Source organism: Actinomycetes bacterium (assembly GCA_036000965.1).
Classification (GTDB): domain Bacteria; phylum Actinomycetota; class CALGFH01; order CALGFH01; family CALGFH01; genus DASYUT01.
Window position 1 is genome coordinate 1 of sequence record DASYUT010000032.1, and the last position, 24,831, is coordinate 24,831.

Annotated in this window: 17 protein-coding genes; 13 read left to right on the plus strand and 4 right to left on the minus strand. The window is 72.9% G+C overall.

Annotation, left to right across the window (positions count from 1 at the left end; genetic code table 11):
- A partial coding sequence (locus VG276_01700; protein ID HEV8648121.1) for a tetratricopeptide repeat protein occupies positions 1 to 888 on the plus strand: 888 nt, incomplete at its 5' end.
- Between the two features lie 26 nt (positions 889 to 914).
- Here the strand turns inward: VG276_01700 and malQ are convergent.
- Positions 915 to 2,978, minus strand: a complete 2,064-nt coding sequence (gene malQ, locus VG276_01705; protein ID HEV8648122.1) for a 4-alpha-glucanotransferase — start codon at positions 2,976 to 2,978, stop codon at positions 915 to 917.
- A gap of 87 nt (positions 2,979 to 3,065) precedes the next feature.
- Between malQ and glgX the strand changes: the two genes are divergently transcribed.
- The 7 genes from glgX (at position 3,066) to VG276_01740 (ending at position 12,404) form a co-directional block, all read left to right on the plus strand.
- Positions 3,066 to 5,201, plus strand: a complete 2,136-nt coding sequence (glgX, locus tag VG276_01710; protein HEV8648123.1) for a glycogen debranching protein GlgX — start codon at positions 3,066 to 3,068, stop codon at positions 5,199 to 5,201.
- 54 nt (positions 5,202 to 5,255) lie between these two features.
- Positions 5,256 to 5,579, plus strand: coding sequence for a multidrug efflux SMR transporter (locus tag VG276_01715; protein HEV8648124.1), 324 nt, complete (start codon positions 5,256 to 5,258; stop codon positions 5,577 to 5,579).
- Positions 5,576 to 6,211 carry a TetR family transcriptional regulator gene (locus VG276_01720; protein HEV8648125.1) on the plus strand — a complete coding sequence of 212 codons (636 nt, stop codon included), beginning with the start codon at positions 5,576 to 5,578 and terminating at the stop codon, positions 6,209 to 6,211. Before VG276_01715 ends, VG276_01720 begins: the two co-directional genes overlap by 4 nt.
- Before the next feature lie 10 nt (positions 6,212 to 6,221).
- The gene (treY, locus tag VG276_01725; GenBank protein HEV8648126.1) at positions 6,222 to 8,498 is read left to right on the plus strand and encodes a malto-oligosyltrehalose synthase; all 2,277 of its coding nucleotides are present in this window, start codon (positions 6,222 to 6,224) and stop codon (positions 8,496 to 8,498) included.
- Between the two features lie 119 nt (positions 8,499 to 8,617).
- The gene (locus VG276_01730) at positions 8,618 to 9,355 is read left to right on the plus strand and encodes a ClpX C4-type zinc finger protein (GenBank protein HEV8648127.1); all 738 of its coding nucleotides are present in this window, start codon (positions 8,618 to 8,620) and stop codon (positions 9,353 to 9,355) included.
- Between the two features lie 272 nt (positions 9,356 to 9,627).
- Positions 9,628 to 11,883 carry a BNR-4 repeat-containing protein gene (locus tag VG276_01735; GenBank protein ID HEV8648128.1) on the plus strand — a complete coding sequence of 752 codons (2,256 nt, stop codon included), beginning with the start codon at positions 9,628 to 9,630 and terminating at the stop codon, positions 11,881 to 11,883.
- 113 nt (positions 11,884 to 11,996) lie between these two features.
- Positions 11,997 to 12,404 carry a GNAT family N-acetyltransferase gene (locus VG276_01740; protein HEV8648129.1) on the plus strand — a complete coding sequence of 136 codons (408 nt, stop codon included), beginning with the start codon at positions 11,997 to 11,999 and terminating at the stop codon, positions 12,402 to 12,404.
- Positions 12,405 to 12,545: 141 nt separating this feature from the next.
- On the opposite strand, the gene glgP is transcribed toward VG276_01740, so the two are convergent.
- Positions 12,546 to 15,083 carry an alpha-glucan family phosphorylase gene (gene glgP, locus VG276_01745; protein HEV8648130.1) on the minus strand — a complete coding sequence of 846 codons (2,538 nt, stop codon included), beginning with the start codon at positions 15,081 to 15,083 and terminating at the stop codon, positions 12,546 to 12,548.
- 210 nt (positions 15,084 to 15,293) lie between these two features.
- Between glgP and VG276_01750 the strand changes: the two genes are divergently transcribed.
- From VG276_01750 to VG276_01770, 5 genes are all read left to right on the plus strand, one after another.
- Positions 15,294 to 17,231 (plus strand): alpha-1,4-glucan--maltose-1-phosphate maltosyltransferase, encoded by a 1,938-nt coding sequence (locus VG276_01750; protein ID HEV8648131.1) that lies wholly within the window; start codon positions 15,294 to 15,296, stop codon positions 17,229 to 17,231.
- Positions 17,232 to 17,237: 6 nt separating this feature from the next.
- Positions 17,238 to 18,746 (plus strand): phosphotransferase, encoded by a 1,509-nt coding sequence (locus VG276_01755; GenBank protein ID HEV8648132.1) that lies wholly within the window; start codon positions 17,238 to 17,240, stop codon positions 18,744 to 18,746.
- A 3-nt stretch (positions 18,747 to 18,749) separates the two neighbouring features.
- Positions 18,750 to 21,047, plus strand: a complete 2,298-nt coding sequence (gene glgB / locus VG276_01760) for a 1,4-alpha-glucan branching protein GlgB (GenBank protein ID HEV8648133.1) — start codon at positions 18,750 to 18,752, stop codon at positions 21,045 to 21,047.
- A gap of 8 nt (positions 21,048 to 21,055) precedes the next feature.
- On the plus strand, positions 21,056 to 22,825 hold the full coding sequence (treZ, locus tag VG276_01765; protein HEV8648134.1) for a malto-oligosyltrehalose trehalohydrolase: 1,770 nt from the start codon (positions 21,056 to 21,058) through the stop codon (positions 22,823 to 22,825).
- A 72-nt stretch (positions 22,826 to 22,897) separates the two neighbouring features.
- On the plus strand, positions 22,898 to 24,130 hold the full coding sequence (locus VG276_01770; protein HEV8648135.1) for a DUF4268 domain-containing protein: 1,233 nt from the start codon (positions 22,898 to 22,900) through the stop codon (positions 24,128 to 24,130).
- A 6-nt stretch (positions 24,131 to 24,136) separates the two neighbouring features.
- Here the strand turns inward: VG276_01770 and VG276_01775 are convergent, their stop codons facing one another.
- Positions 24,137 to 24,358 (minus strand): type II toxin-antitoxin system HicA family toxin, encoded by a 222-nt coding sequence (locus VG276_01775; GenBank protein ID HEV8648136.1) that lies wholly within the window; start codon positions 24,356 to 24,358, stop codon positions 24,137 to 24,139.
- Complete coding sequence (locus VG276_01780; protein HEV8648137.1) at positions 24,355 to 24,570, minus strand: type II toxin-antitoxin system HicB family antitoxin; 216 nt, start codon at positions 24,568 to 24,570, stop codon at positions 24,355 to 24,357. The genes VG276_01775 and VG276_01780 overlap by 4 nt, the downstream gene beginning before the upstream one ends.
- Between the last annotated feature and the right edge of the window lie 261 nt (positions 24,571 to 24,831).

A 24,831-nucleotide genomic window follows, 5' to 3' on the forward strand; every position in this document is an offset into this window, starting at 1 on the left:
CTCGGGCTGGCTAAGGCTTGGCGCGCGAAGGCATATGCCCACTGGACGGCGGGAGGGCTGAGCCAGGCGGAGACGGCGTCCCGGCGGGCGATCGACTTCGCCCGGCGTGCGGGGGACGAGCCGTTGGAGGCAGGCATGGTCAGCTCGCACTGCTTCATCCTGTTCTGGGGGCCCAAGCGCGTGGACGAAGTGGCGCGATACGTCAAGCAGGCGCTCGAATGGGCACGCAGCAGGGGCATCCGGCGCCTGGAGGTGGATGCCCTGCGAATCCTCGCCCGCATCGCCGCCATGCAGGGCCGGTTCCCGGAGGCGCGCGCCTGGTTGCGGGAGGCGAGTGAGGCCGAGGCATACGGTGATCTGCTCGTCCTGGTGGGAGAGTACCTCTCGGTCGGGATCGTCGAGCTGCTAGCCGACGAGCCGGCCGAGGCCGAGCGGGTTCTGCGGCGCGGCTACCAGATCGTCGCCGACCTACGAGGGACGGGCCAGCTCGTGTCCGTGATCGTCCTGCTCGCGCGGGCGCTCGCCATGCAGGGTCGCGATGAGGAGGCCATGGCGCTGACCCGGGAGTGCGAGGGGTCGGCGTTGGAGAGCCAGCGCGATGCGCAGATCAAGTGGCGTGCCATCCGCGCGTTGCTGCTGGCCCGGCGAGGGGACTTCGAGGCTGCCAAACGCCTGGCCGCGGAGTCGATCGAGCGCACCGAGGACTGGGAGCAGGACGACTCGACCGCCGAAGTGCTGGCCGACCAGGCCCACGTGCTCCGGCTGGCCGGCCGGGAGGAGGAGGCTCGGCGGCAGGCCGAGCGCGCCCTCGCCCACTATGAGCGGAAGGGCAACCTGGTCGGAGCGCGCCGGGTGCGGATGCTCCTGCAGAGGGAGCCGATGCACTGACCAACCCTGCGAGCAGCGATACCTCGTCATCTGGTGACTTCGGCGAGCACCTCCGCCAGGCGCCGGACCCGGGGGTCGGCGGGCAGGTCGTCCAGCAGCACCGGCAGGGGCAGCGACCAGTTCGGGCGCTCGGCCGTCGTGCCGGGAACGTTGGGGCGGTCGAGTGCCTCGACGGCGTCCTCCAGGGTGGCAGCGACCAGCATCGACGGGGTGCGGGCGAGGAAGGCGTAGAGGGCGGTGAGCACGGTGGCCACGTCCCGGGAGCCGTCGGGGTCGAGCAGCCCCTCGGCCTCGAGCAGGCCCTCGGCCTCGAGCAGGCCGAGCAGGGTCTCGACCTCCTCGCGCCGGCCCTCCTCCGCCTCGGCGGCCTGGTCCGGGTGGACCACGTCGATCTCGCGGAGGTCGGCGAGGTCGGCGCCGGACAGGAACCCGGCCACGGTGGGCAGGTCGTGGGTGGTGGCGGCGGCGAGCGCGAGCCGGGGGTAGTCGGCCGCCCGGCGCCGACCGGCGCCGTCCGGGCTCCGCTCGAACCAGGCGAGCCGGTAGGACAGGACGTCCTCGGCGGCCAGCCGCTCGCGCACGCCCGGCTCGACTGTGCCGAGGTCCTCACCCACCACCAGCCCGCCGGCCCGGTGGCTCTCGAGGGCGAGGATGCCGAGCAGGTCGTCGGCCGGGTAGCGGACGTAGGTGCCCTCAGTGGGCGAGCCACCCTCGGGGATCCAGAACAGCCGGAACAGCCCCATGACGTGGTCGACCCGGAGCCCCTGGGCGTGGCGCAGGCCGGCCCGGATGGTCTTCACGAAGGGCACGTAGCCGCAGGCGGCCAGGCGGGCGGGCACGAACGGCGGGAAGCCCCAGTCCTGCCCCTCGGGTCCCAGCTCGTCCGGGGGCGCGCCCGTGGTGATGCCCGAGGCGAGCTCGTGCTGGAACGACCAGGCGTCGAACCCGCCCGGCGCGACCCCGACGGCCAGGTCGCTGACCAGCCCGACCGCCATCCGGGGGACCGCGGCGAGCTGCTCGTCGAGCAGCCACTGCAGGTAGGCGTGGTAGCCGACCTCGTCCGGGTGGTCGTCACGCCAGCGGACCACCGAAGGGCCGGCCGGGTCGCGGTAGCGGGCCGGCCACGCCCGCCAGTCCTCGCCCAGGGCATGCTGCAGCGAGCAGAAGGTCGCGTACCGGTCGAGGCCTGGCGTGGCGGCGCGGTAGGCCCGCAGCCGCCCCGACCGCTCCGGGTCCCGGGCCAGCGCGGCATGGCAGAGACGCAGCGCCTCGTCCTTCAGCCGGGCAACGGCCTCCCGGTCGATCCGCCCGGCCTGGGTCAGGCGCCGTCCGGCCCCTGTCAGCTCGCCCAGGCGGGCGCCCTCGGCCGGCTCGAGCCGGCCCGCCTCGGGGACGTCCTCGACCCGTAGGTAGAGCGGGTTGCGGAACACCCGGCTGGACGGGTAGTAGGGGCTGGCCTGGGCGGGGGAGGCGGCGTGCAACGGGTTGAGCAGCGCGAACCCGGCCCCGAGGGAGCCGGCGAACCGGCCGAGGCCGGCCAGGTCGCCGAGGTCCCCGACACCCCAGCTCGCCCGCGAGCGCAGCCCGTACAGCTGCACCGCCCAGCCCCAGGCCCGGCCCCCCGCCCGGAGCAGGGCGGGCAGGTGGCAGCGGGGCGGCGCCACCACCAGCAGGGTGGCGCCCTCCGGGCCCAGCACCCGGTGGTAGCCGAGCGGCAGGTCGCCGGGCAGGGACGCCGGCAGGGGCCGCTCCTCGCCCGTCTCGAGCATGAGCCGGGGCGGCCCGCCGTCCCTGGTCGGGCCCAGCATGGGGATTTCCTGGGTGCCGCGTCCGGATGCCCCGGCCGGCGGGGAAGCGGCCCCCAGGAGGCGGGCCGCCGGCGCGTCCCTCCCACTCCGGAGCACCACCACTGGCGGGAGGACACCGGCCTCCGGCGGCGCTGCCGGCCCGGCGTCCGGGTCGACGCCCATGCCGCGGAGCACGGCCCGCAGGGTGGCCTCGGCCACCTCGTACCTCCGGCCGGTCGCGTCGGAGAACGAGGTCGCCACCCCGAGCGCCTCGGCCCACTTCCTGAGCTGGTCAGCGGCCATGGGCGCCACCTTACCGTCCGCCGGGATTTCCCGGCGGTTGCGGAATTACGGCAGACTTGACACCACGATGACCAGGAAACGCTGCTGATGGTGGTGACCGGAGAGCCCGTCTGGCCCGGCCAGCCCTACCCGCTCGGGGCGACCTGGGACGGCGAGGGCACCAACTACGCCGTCTTCTCCGAGGGTGCCGAGGCGGTCGAGCTCTGCCTGTTCGATGAGGAGGGCGGCGAGCGCCGGATCAGTCTGCCCGAGGTCACCGCGCACGTCTGGCACGGCTACGTGCCCGAGGTCGGCCCGGGCCAGCGCTACGGCTTCCGCGTCCACGGCCCCTACGACCCTGACCACGGGCACCGCTTCAACCCGGCCAAGCTGCTCATCGACCCCTACGCGCGGGCGGTCGAGGGCCGGGTCGACTGGGACGACTCGGTGTTCGGGTACCGGGTGGGCGCGGACGACCTCGTCCGCGACGACCGCGACAGCGCGCCCCACGTGCCCAGGTCGGTAGTGGTCCACGACGCGTTCCCGTGGGGCGAGGACCGCCGCCCGAACGTGCCCTGGGCCGACACCATCATCTACGAGGCCCATGTGCGCGGCTTCACCGTGCGCCACCCCGACGTCCCCGAGCACCAGCGCGGCACCTACGCCGCCATGGGCTCCCCACCGGTCGTCGAGCACCTGCGCGGGCTCGGCGTCACCACCCTCGAGCTGCTCCCCGTCCACCACTACGTCTCCGAGCACGCGCTGGTAAGGCGGGGCCTGACCAACTACTGGGGCTACAACTCGATGGGCTTCTTCGCGCCCGAGGCGCGCTACTCGTCCACCGGGAGCCAGGGCGGACAGGTCCGGGAGTTCAAGGCGATGGTCCGCAACCTGCATGCCGCCGGCATCGAGGTGATCCTCGACGTGGTCTACAACCACACCGCCGAGGGCAACCAGATGGGCCCCACCCTGTCGTTCCGCGGGCTCGACAACCGTGGCTACTACCGGACCATCGACCAGAACCCGCGCTACTACATGGACTACACCGGCTGCGGCAACACCCTGAACGTGCGCCATCCTCAGGTGCTGGCGCTCATCATGGACTCGCTCCGCTACTGGGTGACCGAGATGCACGTGGACGGGTTCCGCTTCGACCTGGCCAGCGCGCTCGCCCGCAGCTTCCACGAGGTCGACCGGCTGTCGGCCTTCTTCGACCTCATCCACCAGGACCCGGTGGTGAGCCGGGTGAAGCTGATCGCAGAGCCGTGGGACGTCGGTGAGGGCGGCTACCAGGTCGGCAACTTCCCGGTCCTTTGGACCGAGTGGAACGGCCGCTACCGCGACACCATGCGGGACTTCTGGCGGGTGGCCCAGACCGGCGTGGCCGACATCGCCTACCGCCTGACCGGCTCGTCCGACCTGTACCAGGACGACGGCCGTCGGCCCTACGCCAGCATCAACTTCGTCACCGCCCATGACGGCTTCACCCTGAACGACCTGGTCAGCTACAACGACAAGCACAACGAGGCCAACGGCGAGGGCAACCGCGACGGCGACGGTCACAACCGCTCGTGGAACTGCGGGGTCGAGGGGCCCACCGACGACCCCGAGGTGCTCGCCCTGCGCGAGCGGCAGAAGCGCAACTTCCTGGCCAGCCTGCTGCTGGCGGCCGGGGTGCCGATGCTGCTGGCGGGCGACGAGCTGTCCCGCACCCAGCAGGGCAACAACAACGCCTACTGCCAGGACAACGAGATCTCCTGGGTGGACTGGGAGCTGGACGAGCACGCCGAGTCGCTGCTCGAGTTCACCCGCGCGGTCATCGCGCTGCGCGCCAGCCACCCGGTCTTCCGCCGGCCCAAGTTCTTCCAGGGCCAGGCCATCTACGGCTCGGGGGTGAAGGACATCGGCTGGTTCACCCCCGACGGCGCCGAGATGGACCAGGCCGACTGGGCCGCGCCCGACGTGCGGACACTCGGCGTGTTCCTCAACGGCGAGGAGATCCCGCACCGCGGGCCGCGCGGCGAGCGCATCGTCGACGACAGCTTCCTGCTGCTGCTGAACGGCGGGCCCGAGCCCGCCATGTTCACCCTGCCCGGCCGTCCCTGGGGCAAGGAGTACGAACTGGTGCTGGACACCGGCCTGGCCTTCGTGCTCCCGACCGAGGCCGACGCCCCCACGTACCTGGCCGGCGAGGAGCTGTCGATGACCTCCCGCTCGGTTGCCGTCCTCCGCAAGCGCGCGTGACCACCGAGGTTTTTGGTACATTGGTACCAGGAAATTGCGCACCGGAGGTTCGCCGTGTCGGCATGGATCTACCTGACCGTCGCCATCCTGGCCGAGGTGTCGGGGACGGTCGCCCTGCGGTACACGCAGGGCCTCTCCCGCCCGCTTCCGCTCGCGATCGTCGTCGCTGGCTACGGGCTCGCCTTCTACCTGCTCATGCGCACCTTGAAGGAGCTGTCGCTCGGGCTGACCTACGCCGTCTGGGCCGGCGCCGGCACCGCGCTGGTGGCGCTGGTCGGCATGCTCGCCCTCAACGAGCCGGTGAACGCCCCCAAGCTGCTCGGCCTGGTCCTGGTGATCGCCGGCATCGTGAGCCTCAACCTCGGCGGCGCCCATTGACCGGGACTGGCACAGCCTGGTCCCCGGCGCGCGAGGCCGGCCGGCGGGAGCGCGGGCTGCGCAGGCGGCGGGCGATCCTGGAGGCGACCCTCGGGATCATCGGCGAGCAGGGCACCGCGGCCGTCACCCACCGCGCGGTGGCTGCGGCGGCCGGCGTGCCACTGGCCGCCACCACCTACTACTTCGCCTCGAAGGACGACCTGCTCGACCAGACGCTGCGATTCGCGGCCGAGGAGGAGCTGGCCGCCCTGGAGCGCGACGTCCTGCCCGCCACGGACGCCGCCACCTTCTCCGACGCGGTGGACCGGCTCTGCGCGGTCGTCTGGCACAGCTACCGCACCCGTGGGCGGGTGCGGGCGCTCGCACTCTACGAGATCTACCTGGAGGCCGCGCGCCGGCCGGCCCTGCGCGCGGTCGCCCAGGAGTGGAACGAGGCATGCGTGCGGCTCCTCGTTCCCGGGCTGCGCGGGCTCGGCATCGCCGAGCCGGAGGCGGCCGCCCGCATGGTGCTCGCGATGCTGGACGGGTTCATGATCGAGGACCTCGGCAGCCACCAGCCCGGCTTCGAGCAGCAGATCCTCCGCCCGAGCGTCGAGCGCCTGCTCCGCGCCCTGGGCGGCGCCCCCGGCTGAGGAGGACCGCCTGAACGCCCCGTGTTCCACCTACCGCGTCCAGCTCTCGGCCCGGTTCCCGTTCGAGTCCGCCCGCGCCGCCGTCCCCTACCTGGCCGACCTCGGCGTCTCCCACCTGTACACGTCGCCGGTGCTCCAGGCCCGGTCCGGCTCGGCCCACGGCTACGACGTGGTCGACCCCACCACGGTCAGCCCCGAGCTGGGCGGCGAGCCCGGCCTCCGCGCCCTCGTCGGGTCGCTCCGGGCCCACGGCATGGGCCTGGTCGTCGACCTCGTGCCCAACCACATGGCCGCCTCGGCCGAGAACCCCTGGTGGGTCGAGACCCTGCGCCACGGTCGGGCCTCGCCGTACGCCAAGGTGTTCGACGTCGACTGGGAGGCGGCCGGTGGCCGGGTGCGGCTGCCGGTCCTCGGCGGCCCGCTCGAGCAGGTGGCCGGCGAGATCGAGGTCGGCGGCGGCTGGGTCTCCTACCACGAGCACCGCTTCCCCCTCGCTCCGGGCACGACCCGTCTCGACGAGCAGCACTACGAGCTGGTCGACTGGCGCCGGGCCGCGGTCGACGGCAACTACCGGCGCTTCTTCGACGTCAACGAGCTGGTCGGGCTGAGGCAGGAGGACCCGGAGGTCTTCGAGCTGACCCACGCCACCGTCCTCCGGCTGGTTGCAGAGGGGCTGGTGGACGGGTTGCGCATCGACCACGTGGACGGCCTGGCCGACCCGGCCGGCTACCTCGAGCGCCTGGCCGGCCGCGGGGTCCCCTGGGTCGTGGTCGAGAAGATCCTCGAGTCGAGCGAGCGCCTGCCGCCCTGGCCGGTGGCCGGCACCACCGGCTACGAGTTCCTGGCCCTGGCCGACGGCATGTTCGTCGACCCCGAGGCGGCCGGACCGTTCACCGCCCGGTACACCAGGCTCAGCGCCCGTGACCCCAACTCGGTGGCCCTGGCCGTCCGCTGCAAGCGCGCGGTGCTGGCCGGCTCGTTCGGCGGCGAGGTCGACGCGGTGGCCAGGCGGCTGGCTGGGGACCGGGCCGGGAACCGGGCCGCCGTGGTCGAGCTGGCCGCCCAGCACCCCGTCTACCGGACCTACGTGACCGACCGGGCCTCCGAGGTCGACCGCGCCGTGATCGCCGCCGCCCGCGGCGCCTGCGAGGATGGCCTCTGGGCAGACGGGGAGGCCGAGGACTGGCCGGCCGGCCTCCGGCCTGTCGGTGACGGGTCTGCGCAAGACTGGCCTACGGCCGAGGCGGTCGGCCGGCTCGCTGCTGCCCTGTGCCTGGACGACCCGGCCGCAGACCCCGAGGCCGTGCGGCGGTTCCAGCAGCTCACCGGTCCGGCCATGGCCAAGGGGGTGGAGGACACCGCCCTGTACCGGGACACCCGCATGGTGGGTCGGAACGAGGTCGGCGGCGACCTGGCCCGGTTCGGCCGCGAGGTCGCCGAGCTGCACGCGGCCAACGCCGAGCGGGAGGAGCACTGGCCCCGCAGCCTGCTCGCCACCTCGACCCACGACACCAAGCGGGGCGAGGACGTGCGGGCCAGGCTCGCCGTGCTCACCGTCCACGCCGAGCGCTGGTGGGAGCTGGCCGAGCGCTGGACCCGCCGGCTCGCCTCCGGGGTCGAGCCCGCCGACGCCCTGCTGCTGTGGCAGACGATGGCCGGGGCCTGGCCGCTCGAACGGGAGCGCTGCCTCGCCTACATGGAGAAGGCAGTGCGCGAGGCCAAGCTGCGCACGAGCTGGTCCGACCCCGACCCCGCCTACGAGGCGGCCGTGCGCGGCCTGGTCGAGCGCGCCTACACCGACACCGCCTTCCGAGGCGAGCTGGACGAGCTGGTCGCCGAGATCGCCCCCGCGGGCCGGGCGAACGCCGCCGGCCTCGCCCTGCTGCGGCTGACCAGCCCGGGCGTGCCCGACACCTACCAGGGCACCGAGGTCGAGCAGCTCACACTGGTGGACCCCGACAACCGGCGTCCGGCCCGGTTCGCCGCCGACGGGTCGCTGAAGTTCCGGGTCACCCGGGCTGCGCTGCGCCTGCGTCGCGGCCGGCCGGAGCTGTTCACCGGCTACCGCCCGCTGGCCTCTCCCGACCGGCTGATCGCGTTCGCCCGTGGCGACGACCGCCTGGCCGTCCTGGTCGGCCGCCTTGGCGGCCCGCCTCCGGCCGACCGGGTCGACCTTCCCGCCGGGCGGTGGCGGGACGTGCTCACCGGCGCCACCCTCCCCGGCGGCTCCACACCTGCTGGCGACCTCACCGCCGAGCTGCCCCACGCGCTGCTCGTGGGTGCCTGAGCGGGCCCGGGCGCTGCTCGTGCGTGCCTGAGCGGGCCCGGGCGCTGCTCGTGCGATTGACCATGCTCCGTGGGGTTCACTAGCCTGGGACAAGAGGAGTCCAATAGCCTGGATGAGAGATGACCCTCGACGCCGACCTCCTGCGCGCGGCACGGGAGCAGCGCGACCGGCTGCGGGGGCTGCGGCACGAGGTCGGGCGCGTCACCGACGCGTTCCATCGCCAGGTCCGCCTGCTCCACGAGGCCGGCGGGTCGCCGTGGGAGATCGCCGACCGCCTCGGCCTCCCCGACGAGCAGGTCAGGACGATCCTCGGCACCGGTACCGCGAACTACCCGGGTGCCGCAGCCGGGAACGGTCCACGGCCGGCCGGCGACCCGGTGGGATCCGGCCACCCAGGCGGCGGATCCGGCCACCCGGAGGGCGGATCCGGCCACCCGGAGGGTGGATCCGGCTACCCGGAGGGCGGCCGGTCCGTACCGCAAGGCGGCTCCCCCGCTGCTGCTGGCACCGGCGGTCAAGCTGGGGGAGTGGTTGGGCGGGGACTCCTCCGACGGTCGCTGGCCTGCTCGTTCTGTGGGTCGGGCAAGGACCAGGGGAGCAGGCTGGTCGCCGGCCTCGGGGTCGCCGTGTGCGACCGCTGCGTCCGGCTCGCCCTGGAGGTCGTCGTCGAGGGCGCGGGCCGGGAGCCTGAGTTCCGGCTGGTGGACGGGGGCGACCCGGAGCAGGCGTGGACGTGCAGCTTCTGCCGCAAGCCGCTCCGTCGGGTGGGACGGCTGGTGCGCGGCAGAGACGGCATCCACGTCTGCGGGGAGTGCCTCGACCTCTGCACCGAGATCCTGCGCGACGAGGCTCGCTGATCCTGCGCGACGAGGCTCGCTCCTGACCCGCTGTCGGGGCGGGCGGCTGCCTCCAGCTTGCGTCGAACCTCGTAGAAACTGCGCATTCCGCCCGATCCGCAATCCTCATACCCTGATCACCTGTTCAGCGCATTGATGACGATCGGCCCGTCCGCGCGAGGGGTGCGCGGCCGGAAGGCGGGTCACCGGAAGGCGGACGGGATCGGCGAGCCGCCCGTGAGCGGCTGGTGAGGGTGCGCGGGCCGGAAGGCGGGTCACCGAAAGGCGGGGTCATGTGGGGGTCGCGGCGGCAGCGGGTGGCCTGGGTCGTGGGCGCGGTCGCCGTGCTGCTCGCCGCGGACGCGGTCGCGGTCACCGGCGCGGCCGCGCTCCCGCTCCGCAAGCGCGAGGTGAACCCGAGCGGCGCGTGGAGCTGGTTCGGCGACCCGCGAGCGGTCTACCACAAGGGGGCGCACCGCAGGACCTACGTGGGCTGGGTCGACGCCAGCGGCAACGTCCAGGTGGCCAGCTACGACCACGACACCAGGGTGCGGGCGGTGGCCACCCTCAAGGCGAACTTCCAGATCGACGACCACAACAACCCGTCCCTGCTCGTGCGGCCCGACGGCCACATCATGGCCTTCTGGTCCGCCCACATCGGCACCGCGATGTACTACCGGCGCACTGCGCGGCCGGAGGACGTCACCGCCTGGGAGCCCGAGCAGAGGGTGGGCACCAACACCCCCGGCCCCTGGGGCTACACCTACCCCAACCCGGTGCAGCTGTCGGCCGAGGGCGGCCGGATCTGGCTGTTCTGGCGGGGCGGCAACTTCAACCCGACGTTCTCCACCTCCGGCGACGGGCTGGCCTGGACGCCGGCGCGCACGCTGGTCAGCGTCCCCGGCCAGCGGCCCTACCTGAAGGTCGCCAGCAACGGCAGGGACACGATCGACCTCGCGTTCACCCAGGGCCACCCCCGCAACGTCGCCTCGGCCATCTACTACGCCCGCTACCGGGCCGGCAGCCTGCACCGGGCCAGCGGTGCGGTGATCGAGCCAGTGGGCAGCCTGCCGATCGCGCCGTCCCAGGCCGAGCGGCTCTACGACCCTGCCAGGCACCACGGCGCCAGGGCCTGGGTGCAGGACGTGGCCAGCGACCCGCTCGGACGTCCCGTGGTCGTGTACGCGACCTTCCCGGCGCCCGGCGACCACCGCTACAACTACGACCGCTGGGACGGCCGGCGCTGGGTGCACCACGAGATCGCGCGGGCCGGGGGGTCGATGAGCGCGGACCCGACCGAGCCGAACTACTCCGGCGGCATCACCCTCGACCACGACGACCCGTCAGTCGCCTACCTGGCCAGGAAGGTCGGTGGCACGTTCCGGGTGGAGCTCTGGCGCACCAGGGACGGTGGCCATTCGTGGACCTCGCGGGTGGTGCAGTCGGGGTCGGCGCAGGGCAGCTACCGCCCGATCTCGCCTCGCGGGCAGACCGGGGCCGACGCCAACGTCGTCTGGATGCTCGGCGGGTACCCGAGCTACTCCGCCTTCCGGACCGGCATCGCCGGTGAGGTGCTGAGCCACGACGTCCACGCCCCGGCGGCTGCCACGTGGGCGCCGGGACGGCTCGACGTGCTCGCTTCGGAGGGCACCGGCGGGCTCATCCACAAGCTCCACGGCGGGGCCTGGACCACGTGGGGTGACTTCGGGCGCGGCCCGGCCGGGCACCGCGTCGGCGCGCCCACGGTGGCCTCCTGGGGTCCGGGCCGCCTCGACGCGTTCGTCGTCGACCAGGCCACCGGCAGCCTGCTCCAGCGGACGTTCACGAACGGTGCCTGGGGCGGCTGGGCCGACCGCGGCCTGGCCCCGGGCGGGCACCGGGTCGCCTCGCCGGCGGCGGTGTCCTGGGGCGCCGGCCGGATCGACGTGGTCGCCCGCGACGCGGTCACCAGCGACCTGGTGCACTGGTCGTACGCTGGCGGCTGGCGCGGCCCGGCGCGGGTGGGCCCCGGCCCCGGTGGCGCGTTCGTGCCCAGCGTGGCGTCCTGGGCGCTGGGCCGGCTGGACGTGTTCGCGGTGGCGAGCGGCGGCACCCTGGCCCATGCCTACTTCAACGGGCGTTGGAGCCGCTGGGAGGGTCTCGGCAAGGGGCCGGGCGGCAAGCCGTACGCCTCACCGGCTGCGGTGGCGGCCTGGGGGCCGCGCCGGCTCGACGTGTTCGCGCCCGCGGACGCCGGCCGCATGCTCGCCCACCGCTGGTTCGACGGGTTCGGGGGGAGGGGCTGGCACGGTCCCGAGAACCTCGGCACGGGCCCGGACCGGGCGCCGGTCACCGGCATGGCGGCGGTCTCCTGGGCGCCCGGCCGCCTCGACCTGTTCTTCGCCGACGCTCGCGTACACGGCCTGCTGCACACCTGGTTCGCCGGCCGCTGGCGGGGCCCTGAGCATCTGGACTTCGGCGGGTCCCAGGTGCCGGTGATGGCCGACGCGGCACCCAGGGCGACCCCGACGCCGATCAGCCCGCTGGCCAAGAGCCTGAAGGAGGACTGAGCGTGCCTCGTTCGCTCAGCAGGAAGGCTCCGCCTGCCTCGTTCGCTGAGCAGGAGGACTGCGCCTGCCTTGCTCGCTGAGCAGGAACGGGGTGGGTCGCCTATTGTTCGGTCGTGCACGCAAGGACCGCTACACTGGCCGATTTCGACGGTCTGGTCGCCCTCTGGAAGGCTGCCGGGCTGAGGCTCCGGCTCGAGCCCTTGGCCGAGGAGCTCGCGAGCGTGCTGGAACGCGACCCCGACCTGGTCCTGGTGGTCGAGGACGGCGGTTCGATCGTCGCCTCCGTGCTCGGGACCTGGGACGGGCGGCGGGGCTGGGTGAACCGGCTCGCCACCCACCCGGGCCACCGGGGCCGCGGCCTGGCCCGGCTGCTCATCACCGAGCTGGAGACGCGCCTGCGGGCCAAGGGCTGCCGCAAGCTGAACCTGCTCATCGAGCGCGACAACGCGGATGTCGTGGCCTGGTACGAGCGCCTCGGCTACCGGCGCGACGACCTCATCTTCATGGACAAGCTCCTTTGAGAACTTGCGGCAGTCGATGGACTGGGAGCGGCAGGCACGGGTGAAGCTCGTCCCCGAGGCTCGTCCAGCTCGGCGAAGGAGCCGCCCGCGTTGGCCTCGACTCCCCACCCGCGGCTTCGCCCCCACGAAGCGGACTACCTGTCAGGCCCAGGCGACCAGGCCGAGCTCGGAGGGGTCGACGATGCCGTCGTGGTGGGGGACGACCCGGACGGTGTAGCCGAAGGCGCCCGGGACGGTCAGGGGGACCTCGCCCTCGAAGGTCCAGGCGCCGTCCGCCTGGCCGTTCTCCTTGAGCGGCATGGTCTCGGACCCGGACAGCTCGTCGGCGTCGTCGACCCGGCCGTAGGTGACTTGGACCTCGACCTCGTCGGGCTCGAGGGAGCCGAGCTCGACCACGGCTCGCACAGGCAGCCGGGCACCGAGCGAGCGGTCCTCTTCGGCCGACTCGACCCGGCGCACGCGCACACCCGCCCACGCCTCGGTGACCCGCCGCTTCCACTCGCCCAGCTCCCGAGAGGCGGTGTAGCCGTCGGCCCCGAGCAGCCGCGAGCTGGACGCCGCGGGCAGGTAGAGGCGCTCGGTGTAGTCGCGCACCATGCGCGAGGCGAGCACGGCGGGCCCGAGCGAGGTGAAGTTGTGCTTGACCCGGGCCACCCACGCGGTCGGCACGCCGGCCTCGGTGCGCCTGTCGTAGAACAGCGGCAGCACCTCGTGCTCGAGCAGGTCGTAGACGGCCGACGCCTCCAGCTCGTCGCGGCGGTCGGCCGGGATGCTGGGGTCGTCGGCGGACGGGATCGCCCAGCCGTTGCCGCCGTCGTACAGCTCGTCCCACCAGCCGTCGCGGATCGACAGGTTGAGGCAGCCGTTGAGGGCCGCCTTCATCCCGCTGGTGCCGCATGCCTCGTAGGGGCGGAGCGGGTTGTTGAGCCAGACGTCGGCCCCGGCGACCAGCGTGCGAGCCATGGCCATGTCGTAGTCGGGCAGGAAGGCGATGCGGTGGCGCACCTTGGCGTCGGCTGCGAACCGGGCGAAGTCGGCGATCAGCGACTTGCCGCCCTCGTCGGCCGGGTGGGCCTTGCCCGCGATCAGCAGCTGGATGGGCCGGTCGGCGTCGAGCAGCAGACGGGTGAGGCGGTCCGGGTCGCGCAGCAGCAGGGTGAGCCGCTTGTAGGAGGGCACCCGGCGGGCGAACCCGACGGTCAGCACCTCGGGATCGAAGGCCCGGTCGATCCAGCCGAGCTGGCCCTCGATCGCGCCTCGAGCGCGCCAGGCCGCCTTGAGCCGCGCCCGGACGTCGGCGACCAGGCGCCGGCGGGCGGTCCCGCGGACGCGCCAGACTTCCTCGTCGGGCGCGTCGAGCAGGGCCTCCCAGCCCTTGTCGGAGCTGCGCCAGCCGTGGCCCAGGTGGCGGTCGAACAGCTCCGACCACTCCCGGTTGACCCAGGTGCCGGCGTGCACGCCGTTGGTGACGTGGCCGATCGGCACCTCGGAGGGGTCGAACCCCGGCCACAGGCCCTTGAACATGTCGCGCGAGACCTCGCCGTGGAGCCGGCTCACGCCGTTGGACCGCTGCGCCAGGCGGAGTCCCATGACCGCCATGTTGAACATGGAGCGGTCGCCGTCCGGCTCGACGCCGAGGTCCATGATCTGGTCGACCGACAGGCCGGTGGTGACCCCCCCGTGGCCGAAGTACCGCTCCATGAACGAGCGCGGGAAACGGTCGATGCCGGCGGGGACCGGCGTGTGGGTGGTGAAGATCGTCCCGCCCCTGACCGCTTCGACGGCGGTGCGGGCGTCGAGCCCCTTGTCCTCGATCAGGCGTCGGATGCGCTCGAGCCCGAGGAAGCCGGCGTGGCCCTCGTTGGTGTGGAACACCTCGGGCTCGATGCCGAGCACGTCGAGCGCGCGCACGCCGCCGATGCCGAGCAGGATCTCCTGCCGGAGCCGGTGCTCACCGCCGCCACCGTAGAGCCGGTCGGTGACCGCCCGCTCGGTCGGGGCGTTCTCGTCGACGTCGGAGTCGAGCAGACACACAGACACCCGGCCGACCTCGGCCCGCCAGACCTGGGCGTGGAGGGTGGCGTCGGGCAGCCCCACCGTGACCAGGGCCGGCTTGCCGGCCCGGTCGGTGACGAGCTCGAGCGGGAGCTCATGGGGGTTGAAGGCGGGGTAGGACTCCTGCTGGCGGCCGTCGGCCGTCAGCGACTGGCGGAAGTAGCCGGACCGGTAGAACAGCCCGACGCCGACCAGCGGCAGCCCGAGGTCGCTCGCCGCCTTGAGGTGGTCGCCGGCCAGCACGCCGAGGCCGCCCGAGTACTGTGGCAGGACCTCGCTGATGCCGAACTCCGGCGAGAAGTACGCGATGCTGGAAGGCGCGTCGGCCAGGCCCTGGTACCAGCGGGGCTCGGTCAGGTAGCGCTGGAGGGCGGTCCTGGCCTCCGACAGGCGGGAGAGGAACGCGGGGTCGGCGGCGACCTTCTCGAGCCGCTCGGGGTCGGCCTCGTTGAGCATCCGCAAGGGGTTGTGGCCGCTGGACTCCCACCCCTCGGGGTCGATGGCAGCGAACAGGTCCTGCGTCGCCGGGTCCCAGGACCAGCGGAGGTTGCGGGCCAGGACGCGGAGCGGTCGGAGAGCGGTGGGCACGGTGGGAAGCACCGTGAATCGGCGTAGAGGTTTCATGACCACCGACTATACAAGTGCGCTGGTCGGTCGAGCCGCTCGACCTGGCCGTTCCGTCCCATTCTGGTCACATTTGGTGACCTCTTGTCGGTCGCGCTCGGTAGTCCGGACGGCATGGGTTTACCGGTGGTCGTGGCGCGGTGAAACTGAAGCGGGGGGAAACGGGTCGAGTGCGACCGGCGGCAGGGCCGGGGATGGTAGGTTGCTGGCATGATTGGGCGCATCGTCATCGAGGACATCAGGCCGCAGATCGACTGCGGCCAGTGGCCGGCCAGGGCGGTGGCCGGCGAGACCATCCCGGTCGAGGCGACCGTCTTCCGGGACGGCCACGACATCATCGCGGCCTGCGTGCGGCTGTCGGGCCCCGGGGACCGCCGGGCCCAGCTGGTGCCGATGGCCGAGGTCGGCCAGGGCCTGGATCGCTGGCGGGCCGAGGTGACGCTGCCCCGCACCGGCTTCTGGACGATCGTGGTCGAGGCGTGGCGGGACGAGATCTCCACCTGGCGCCGCGACACCTGGAAGAAGCTGGACGCCGGCCGCGACGTCACCCTGGAGCTGGAGGAGGGGGCGCGGCTGTTCGAGGCGGCCGCCCGCGGCGTGCCCGTCCAGTCGAGGCAGGTCGTCGCCGACGTCGCCGCGGGGCTGCGCAACGAGGCGGCCGACCCGGCCGAGCGGCTCGCTGCAGCCAGCGACGGGGTGGTCGTGGAACTGCTGGAGCGCCACCCGATGCGCTCGGTCACCAAGTCCAAGCGGCTGGCCGTCTGGGTCGACCGGCCCCGCGCCCTCTACGGCGCCTGGTACGAGTTCTTTCCACGGTCCGAGGGGGCGACCGAGACCTCGAGCGGCACCTTCAAGACCGCGGCCGAGCGGCTGCCCGCGATCGCCGCGATGGGCTTCGACGTCGCCTACCTGCCCCCCATCCACCCGATCGGACACACCCACCGCAAGGGGCCGAACAACACCCTCGACCCGGGTCCGGACGACCCGGGCAGCCCGTGGGCGATCGGCAGCGAGGCCGGAGGCCACGACGCCGTCCACCCCGACCTCGGGACTATCGAGGACTTCGACGCGTTCGTGGCGCGCGCCAAGGACCTCAGGCTCGAGGTCGCGCTCGACTACGCGCTGCAGTGCTCCCCCGACCACCCCTGGGTGCGCGAGCACCCCGAGTGGTTCCACACCCGGCCCGACGGCTCGATCGCCTGCGCCGAGAACCCGCCAAAGGTCTACCAGGACATCTACCCGCTGAACTTCGACAACCCGGACGCGCCCGGGCTCTACGCGGCCTGCAAGGGCGTGCTCGACCACTGGATCGCCCACGGCGTGCGGATCTTCCGGGTCGACAACCCCCACACCAAGCCGGTGCAGTTCTGGGAGTGGCTGATCGCGGCGGTCAAGGCCGAGCACCCGGACGTGCTGTTCCTCTCCGAGGCGTTCACCCGCCCGCCGATGATGCGGGCGCTGGCCAAGGTCGGCTTCACCCAGTCCTACACCTACTTCACCTGGCGTAACTCCAAGGCCGAGCTGGAGGAGTACGCGGGCGAGCTCGCCCACGGCCCCGCGGCCGACTACATGCGGCCCAACTTCTTCGTCAACACCCCTGACATCCTGCACGCCTACCTCCAGCACGGCGGGCTGGCGGCGTTCAAGGTGCGGGCCGTGCTCGCCTCGACGCTGTCGCCCTCCTGGGGGGTGTACTCCGGGTACGAGCTGGGCGAGCACGTGCCGGTCCGGCCGGGGTCCGAGGAGTACCTCGACGCCGAGAAGTACCAGTACCGGCCGAGGGACTGGTCGCAGCCGTCGCTGGCGCCCTACCTGGCCCGGCTGAACGAGATCCGGCGGGCCCACCCGGCCCTGCACTGGCTGCGCAACCTCCGCTTCCACCTGGTCGACTCGCCCGACGTCCTGGCCTTCTCCAAGCGGACAGGTGAGGACGCGGTGCTGGTGGTGGTGAACCTGAACCCCTACGAGGCCCGCGGCACGGTCGTCCGCCTGTGGCTGCCCGCGCTCGGCCTGGACTGGGACACCGGCGCGTTCGACCTCTACGACGAGCTCACCGGCACCACCTACACCTGGTTCGGGTCGGCCAACTACGTCCGCCTCGATCCCTACACGGAGCCAGCGCACGTCCTCCACGTCCGGCGAAGGTAGGGCGCCATGACCGAGCTCGAGACCAGGCTCGTCGAGTTCCTGCCCCACCAGCGGTGGTTCGCCGGCAAGGGCCGGTCGGTGGTGGAGGTGAGGGTCGAGGCGTCGGTGGCGCTGCGGACCCCGCTGCCCAGCCTGCACATGGTCGTGGCCGCGGTCGCCTACGCCGACGGGGGGGTCGAGCGCTACTCCCTGCCCATGGGCCACGACCGCGGGCCCGAGGCCCGCCAGCTCGCGGTCCGGCGCCCGGAGGCCGTCGTCCTGGAGACGAGCCCGCCCAAGGCGGGCGTGTTCTACGACGCGGTCGCCGACGAGCGCCTGGGCTCGGTCTTCCTCGACCACCTCAACAAAGGTGCCACCCTGGACGAGGTGCGCTTCCACAAGCGGCCGGACTGGTCCGACACGCTCCGCGGGCCCGGCCGGCTGCTCGACGCCGAGCAGTCCAACTCTTCGCTGGTGTTCGGCGACCGGCTCATCCTCAAGCTGTTCCGCCGCCTGCAGCCGGGGGTCAACCCCGAGCTCGAGGTGACCCGCGCGCTGACCGCCAAGGGGTTCCGGGCCTGCCCGCCGCCGCTGGGCTGGATCGACGGGCTCGGCTCGACCCTCGGCATCCTGCAGCCCTACTACGCGGCCAGCGTGGAGGGCTGGAAGCTGGCCGCCGAGCGGGTCGCCGACCACTACGAGACGGGCGACGCGGCCGGCAACTTCGCCACTGAGGCGCGCGAGCTCGGCAGGCTCACCGCCGACATGCATGGCGCGCTGGCCAGTGCCCTGCCCATGGTCGCCTCGGCCCAGCCCGACCTCGGCCACCTCTCCGCCCGCCTGCTCGGGCAGCTCACCCAGGTGGCCGCGCTCGTGTCCGAGCTCCGCCCCTACAAGAACGCCATCGAGGGCGTCTACGCCAAGGCGGAGGCAGCCGGGGGTGCCAGGCACCTGCAACGCATCCACGGCGACTACCATCTGGGCCAGGTGCTCCGCATCGCCGGTCCGGTGCTCGGCACCGCCGGCCAGGCGCAACGCACCGCCGGGCCGGTGCAGCGCACCACCGGGCCGGTCGGCCGGGCGGGCAGGCCCGGGGCAGGGGGACCGGCCGAGCCCCCTGGTGAGCCGTTCTGGATGGTCATCGACTGGGAGGGGGAGCCCGCCCGCAGTCTCGAGGAGCGCCGCCGGCTTGCCAGCCCGCTGCAGGACGTGGCCGGCATGCTGCGCTCCTTTGACTACGCGGCGAGCCAGCCGCTGGTGCTGGGCGAGGACCCCGACACCCCCGGCCCGAGCCGCAAGGAGCTGGAGCGCCTGGAGGGGATCGCGGTCGCCTGGGTCGAGACGAACCGGGCCGCGTTCCTGGACGGCTACCTCGGCCGGGCCAGGGAGGCCGGCTGGCTGCCCGGCGACCACGAGTTGCTGCTGCGCACGTTTGAGCTGGACAAGGCGGTCTATGAGGTGATGTACGAAGCCAGGCACCGGCCGGGGTGGCTGTCCATCCCGCTCGGTGGCATCCGCCGACTGCTCGGGAGCTGACAGATGCCAACCCCCACCCTCGGCCGTGAGGAGATCGAGCTCCTCGTCCGCGGCGAGCACCACGAGCCGCACAGCCTCCTCGGTGCCCACCCCGCCGGCAACCAGGTCGCCATCCGGGCCTGGCTGCCCGACGCGACCGAGGTGACCGCCGTGCTCGTCGAGGACGGCGAGCGGGTCAAGCTCACTCAGGTCCACCAGGCCGGGCTGTTCGAGGGCCTGGTGGACGGCGAGCAGGTGCCCCGCTACCGACTCGAGGTCGCCTACGGCGACCGCTCGTACACGATCGACGACCCCTACCGGTTCCTGCCCACGGTCGGGGAGATCGACCAGCACCTGTTCGGCGAGGGCAGGCACGAGCGGCTCTGGGAGAAGCTCGGCGCCCACGAGCGCACGCTCGACGGCGTGACCGGGACCTCGTTCGCGGTCTGGGCGCCCAACGCCAGGGCCGTCCGTGTGGTGGGCGACTTCAACGGCTGGGACGGCCGCCTGCACCCGATGCGCTCGCTCGGCGCCTCCGGGGTGTGGGAGCTGTTCGTGCCCGCTGTCGGCGCCGGCGTGAAGTACAAGTACGAGCTGGTCACCGCGCAGGGAGCGCTCACGCTGAAGGCCGACCCGTTCGCGTTCGCGACCCTGGCCCCTCCGGGCACCGACAGCGTCGTGTTCACCTCCGCCCACGAGTGGGGCGACGCCGACTGGGTGGCCACCCGCGACCGGCGCCACAAGCCGAACGCCCCGGTCTCGGTCTACGAGGTCCACCTCGGCTCCTGGCGTCACGGCCTCACCTACCGGGAGCTGGCCGAGCAACTGCCCGACTACGTGGCCGACATGGGCTTCACCCACGTCGAGTTCATGCCGGTGGCCGAGCACCCCTACGGCGCCTCCTGGGGCTACCAGGTCTCCGCCTACTACGCGCCCACCGCCCGCTACGGCACCCCCGACGACTTCCGCGAGCTGGTCGACCGGCTGCACCAGCGCGGCATCGGCGTGATCGTCGACTGGGTGCCCGCCCACTTTCCGAAGGACGTGTTCGCGCTCGCCCGCTTCGACGGCACCGCCCTGTACGAGCACGCCGACCCGCGCCGGGGCGAGCACCCGGACTGGGGCTCGCTCGTGTTCAACCTGGGCCGCAACGAGGTGCGCAACTTCCTCATCGCCAACGCGCTGTTCTGGCTCGAGGACTACCACATCGACGGGCTGCGGGTCGACGCGGTCGCCTCCATGCTCTACCTCGACTACTCCCGCGACGAGGGGGAGTGGGTGCCCAACCAGTACGGCGGCAACGAGGACCTGGACGCGGTCTCGTTCCTCAAGGACTTCAACACCGTCGTCTACCAGGAGCACCCGGGCGCGGTGACCATCGCCGAGGAGTCGACCGCCTGGCCGGCGGTGTCCCGGCCCGTCTACGTTGGCGGGCTCGGCTTCGGGTTCAAGTGGAACATGGGCTGGATGCACGACACGCTCGACTACATCTCCAAGGACCCGATCTACCGGCGCTTCCACCACCACACACTGACCTTCTCGCTGGTGTACGCGTTCAGCGAGAACTTCGTGCTGCCGATCTCCCACGACGAGGTCGTCCACGGCAAGCGCTCGCTGCTCGGCAAGATGCCGGGCGACACCTGGCGCCGCTTCGCCAACCTGCGCGCCTACCTCGCGTTCATGTGGGCCCACCCGGGCAAGCAGCTGCTGTTCATGGGCTGCGAGCTGGCCCAGGAGGCCGAGTGGTCCAACGAGCGCTCGATCGACTGGGAGGCGCTGGCCGATCCCGACCACCGCGGCGTCCAGGACCTGGTGCGGGACCTGAACCGGGTCTACCGCGCGCACCCGGCGTTGTACGAGCGCGACGCCGAGCCGGCCGGGTTCGGCTGGATCGACCCCAACGACACCGACGAGAACGCGCTGTCGTTCATCCGCTGGAGCGCCAAGGGCGAGCCGCTGGTCTGCCTGTGCAACTTCTCCCCCGTGGTCAGGGAGGATCACCGGGTCGGCCTGCCCAGGACCGGGCGGTGGAAGGAGGTCCTCAACACCGACGCCGGCGCCTACGGCGGGTCGAACGTCGGCAACCTCGGCGTGGTCGAGGCCGAGGAGATCGGCTGGGACGGCCAGCCCGCCTCGGCCCGGGTCACCCTGCCCCCGCTCGCCACGGTCTGGCTCGCCCCGGAGGCACCGCGGGAACGGCCCCAGGCCTCCGGGCCGATGTCCGCCTCCGGGCCGGGGTCCCCGTCCGGGCCGGGGTCCCCCTCCGGGCCGGGGTCCCCCTCCGGGCCGGGGTCCCCCTCCGGGAACGACCAGCGTCGGTAGCCCGCGGGATGCCCCCCGGCGCCCGGAGGACGCCCAGGCTCGGGCCGACGCTGCTCGACGGCGGGGCCGAGCTCGCGGTCTGGGCGCCGGAGGTGGCCTCCGTGGCCGTGCGGCTGGGTGGGCGGACCGTGCCCCTGGAGCGGGAGGAGCGCGGGGTCTGGCGGGGCGTGGTCGACGGCGCCCGCTCCGGCGACGACTACCTGCTCGTCCTCGACGGGGAGCGGGAGCGGCCCGACCCGCGCTCGCTGTCCCAGCCCCAAGGGCCCCGCGGGCCCTCCCGCCTGGTCGACCTCGGCCGGCGGCTGGATCCGCCGGTCCCCCCGGCCCTGCCCGAGCTGGTCTTCTACGAGCTGCACTGCGGCACCTTCACGCCCGAGGGCACCTTCGACGCCGCCATCTCCCGCCTTCCGCACCTGGTCGACCTCGGGGTGACCGCGGTCGAGGTGATGCCGGTGGCCGCCTTCCCGGGCCGGCGGGGCTGGGGCTACGACGGCGTCGACCTGTACGCGGTGCACGCCGCCTACGGCGGCCCGGCCGCCTTCCGGCGCTTCGTCGACGCCTGCCACGCCCGTGGGCTCGCGGTCGTCCTCGACGTCGTCTACAACCATCTCGGGCCGGACGGGAACTACCTGGCCGAGTTCGGCCCCTACTTCACCGACCGCTACTCGACCCCCTGGGGTCCGGCGCTCAACTACGACGGTCCCGGGTCGGACTTCGTGCGCGACTTCGTCGTGGACAACGCCGAGCTGTGGGTGGCCGGGTACGGCGTGGACGGGCTCCGGCTCGACGCCGTGCACGACATCTACGACCGCTCCTCGGTCCACCTGCTCGAGGCGCTGGCCGACCGGGTCCACCGCTGCCGGCCGGGCAGCGTGGTCGTGGCCGAGAGCGACCTCAACCAGCCGGCGCTGGTCACCTGTCACGGGATCGACGCCCAGTGGGCCGACGACCTCCACCACGCCGTCCACGTCGCCCTGACCGGCGAGCACGACGGCTACTACCGCGGCTTCGAGGGCCTCGGCCAGCTCGCCAAGGCCCTGACCGGGGGGTGGGTGTTCACCGGGCAGTACCACCCGGCCCTGGACCGTGCCCACGGCCGTGAGCCGGCCGGGCTCGGGGGCGAGCGCTTCGTGGTCTGCTCCCAGAACCACGACCAGGTCGGCAACCGGCCCTTCGGCGACCGGCTGGCCAGCCTGGCCGGGCCCCGGCTGGACGCGGTCGCAAGCGTCCTGGTCGCCTGCGCTCCCTACCTGCCGCTGCTGTTCCAGGGCCAGGAGTGGGGCGAGACCAGGCCGTTCCTGTACTTCACCGATCACCGGCCGGAGCTGGCCGACGCCGTGCACCACGGCCGCCGCTCGGAGTTCGCCGCCTTCGCCTGGTCGGGCCAGGTGCCCGACCCGAACGACCCGGCCACGTTCGAGCGCTCCAAGCTCGACTGGGCCAAGGTGGACGCCCCGGCTCCGGAAGGGCTGGCACTGCCTGCGCTCGAGCTGTGGCGGCGCCTGCTCCGGCTCCGGCGTGAGGTCCCCGCCCTCGGCAACTGCCGCCGCGACCTGGCCCGCGCCTGGGCCGACGAGGAGCGCCGCCTGGTGGTGCTGGAGCGGGGCGACCCGTCCGGCTCCCGCGCCGTGGTGGTCGCCAACCTCTCCGCCGAGCCCCGACCGCTGCCGCCCGGCGTCCTGGAGCTGCCGCTGCTGCTGGCAACCGCGTCGAACGGGTCGTCCGAAGAGCTTCCCGGCCAGCTTCCCGGCCACAGTTCAGTAGTTCATGGTATTTGACTGGTTTGACGGCGGACCATCGGAAGGGGGTACAACAGCCTTCTTGCACCTGGGCCGGGCGAGAGGAGCGGAATGTCGGCCGACATGGAAATAGAGAGGCTTGGCCTCGGTCGTCTCGAACGGCTCGACCTGCGCTCGTTCTGGGGCGACCAGGTGCCCGACCTGATGCCCTGGTTCGCCCAGAACATCGACCTCCTCAGCCAGACCCTCGGCATCGACATCACCCCGACGCAGCGTGAGCTCCGCATCGACCACGGGTCGATGCAGGTGCTCGGCACCGACTCCCACGGCCGCCCGGTGATGATCGAGAACCGGCTCGAGCCGACCCAGCACACCGACCTCGGGCAGCTCGTCGTCGACGCGTCCACCCTCGAGTCGGCCGTGGTGGTCTGGGTCGCGCCCCGGTTCCCCACCGAGCACCGGCGCGCCCTCGAGTGGCTGAACGACCGCACCGACGACAAGGCCGACTTCTTCGCGGTCGAGCTGGGGCTGGTGCGGATCGGGCGGTCCCTGCCCGCGCCCGTGCTCGACGTGGTCGTCCAGCCCAGGAACTGGCGCAAGCCGGGCCGGCGCCAGGCCAACTCCTCGCTGCCGGTGGGCCAGCACCAGCGCCACGAGCCCTCGCCTGCGCCGGTGCCGACGGCCGGGCCGCTGCTGCAGCCACCCATGCCCGCCCCGGCGCCGCCGCCTGTCCCGGCGCCGCCGCTCGCCCAGGGCCCGCCGCTCGCCCAGGGCCCGCCCCTCGCCCAGGGCCCGCCGCCGGCGCAGGCCCCGGAGCGGCACCAGCGCCACGAGCCCCCGCCGCCCATCGCCTCCGACAAGGACGGCGGCTTCCAGACCGCCGAGGTGCGCCACCGGTTCTTCGAGGCGATGTTCGACTCGGTCGCCCGGCGCCGGCCCGGCTTCCGCATCCCCAAGTTCGGCTACGAGAACTGGGTCGGCTTCGCTGCCGGCCCGTTCGGCTTCTACGACGTCGCCTTCACCGCCAACGGCGCCGTGCGGGCCGGCGTCTACCTCGACATGCAGGAGCGCAACGCCACCAAGCGCCTGTTCGACGACCTGTTCTCCGAGCGGCTCGGGATCGAGACCGCGGTCGGGCGGATCCTGTCCTGGGAGCGGCTCGACGACCGCCGGGCCTCCCGGATCGTCGACTACCGCGAAGTCCGCGACCTCGCCAACCCGGACGAGCAGCGGATGGCCGCCGACTGGGCGGCCGAGACTGTCGTCAAGCTGATGGACGCCCTCGACGGCCGGCTCCGGACCACCGCCCAGATCCTCCTCGCCCGCGTCCAGGGCGGCGTCTAGCACCCTCTAGAGCAGCTCGCGGAACTCCTCCACGGTGATGCGCGCATCCTTGAGCAGCTGGGCGAGCGTGCCAGGACGGACTCTTGCGTGCATCGGCACGACCACCGTCACCTTGGTGTCCTCGTGGCGCAGCTTGCAGTGGGATCCCCGAGTGTGGACCTCGCCGTACCCGGCACGCTCCAAGGCGCGCTTGACCCGAGCGCCGGAGACGCTCGGCAGGCTTGTCACGCTGGAATGCGGACGTCAAGGCGCTCTACCCGCACTGGGGCGGGAACCGGCTCGTCCTCGAGGTACAACTCGAGAGCCTCACGCAGGTTGTCGAGCGCCGCCTCGGGTGTCGGCCCCTGGCTGACCACCGCTACCTCCAGGCAGCGCGCCATGTACCAGTCGTCGTCAGGGGTCACGACTGCTGTCAGGTGGAGGGTCTGCGAGTCGCTCATCGGCCCCAGTATAGGGCCCTGTGTTCCTACCGCGTTCGGGCTTCTGTTCGTCATCGTGAACGGGACGGCCTGAGGAGAGGCGGCTCTTCTGCGGATGCGTAGGTTGCCTTACTCTGTACCTGTTGTCCCCGGCCACGCACCTCCGCGCACTGCCTGCACTTCTGCGACCAGCGAGGCTGTGGAGCCTGGCGGCGTCCGGCGTCGCCCCGACGGGAGGGTGGAGCATGAGTGGACCCGACCCGGGCAGGTGGCGCCGCGCGA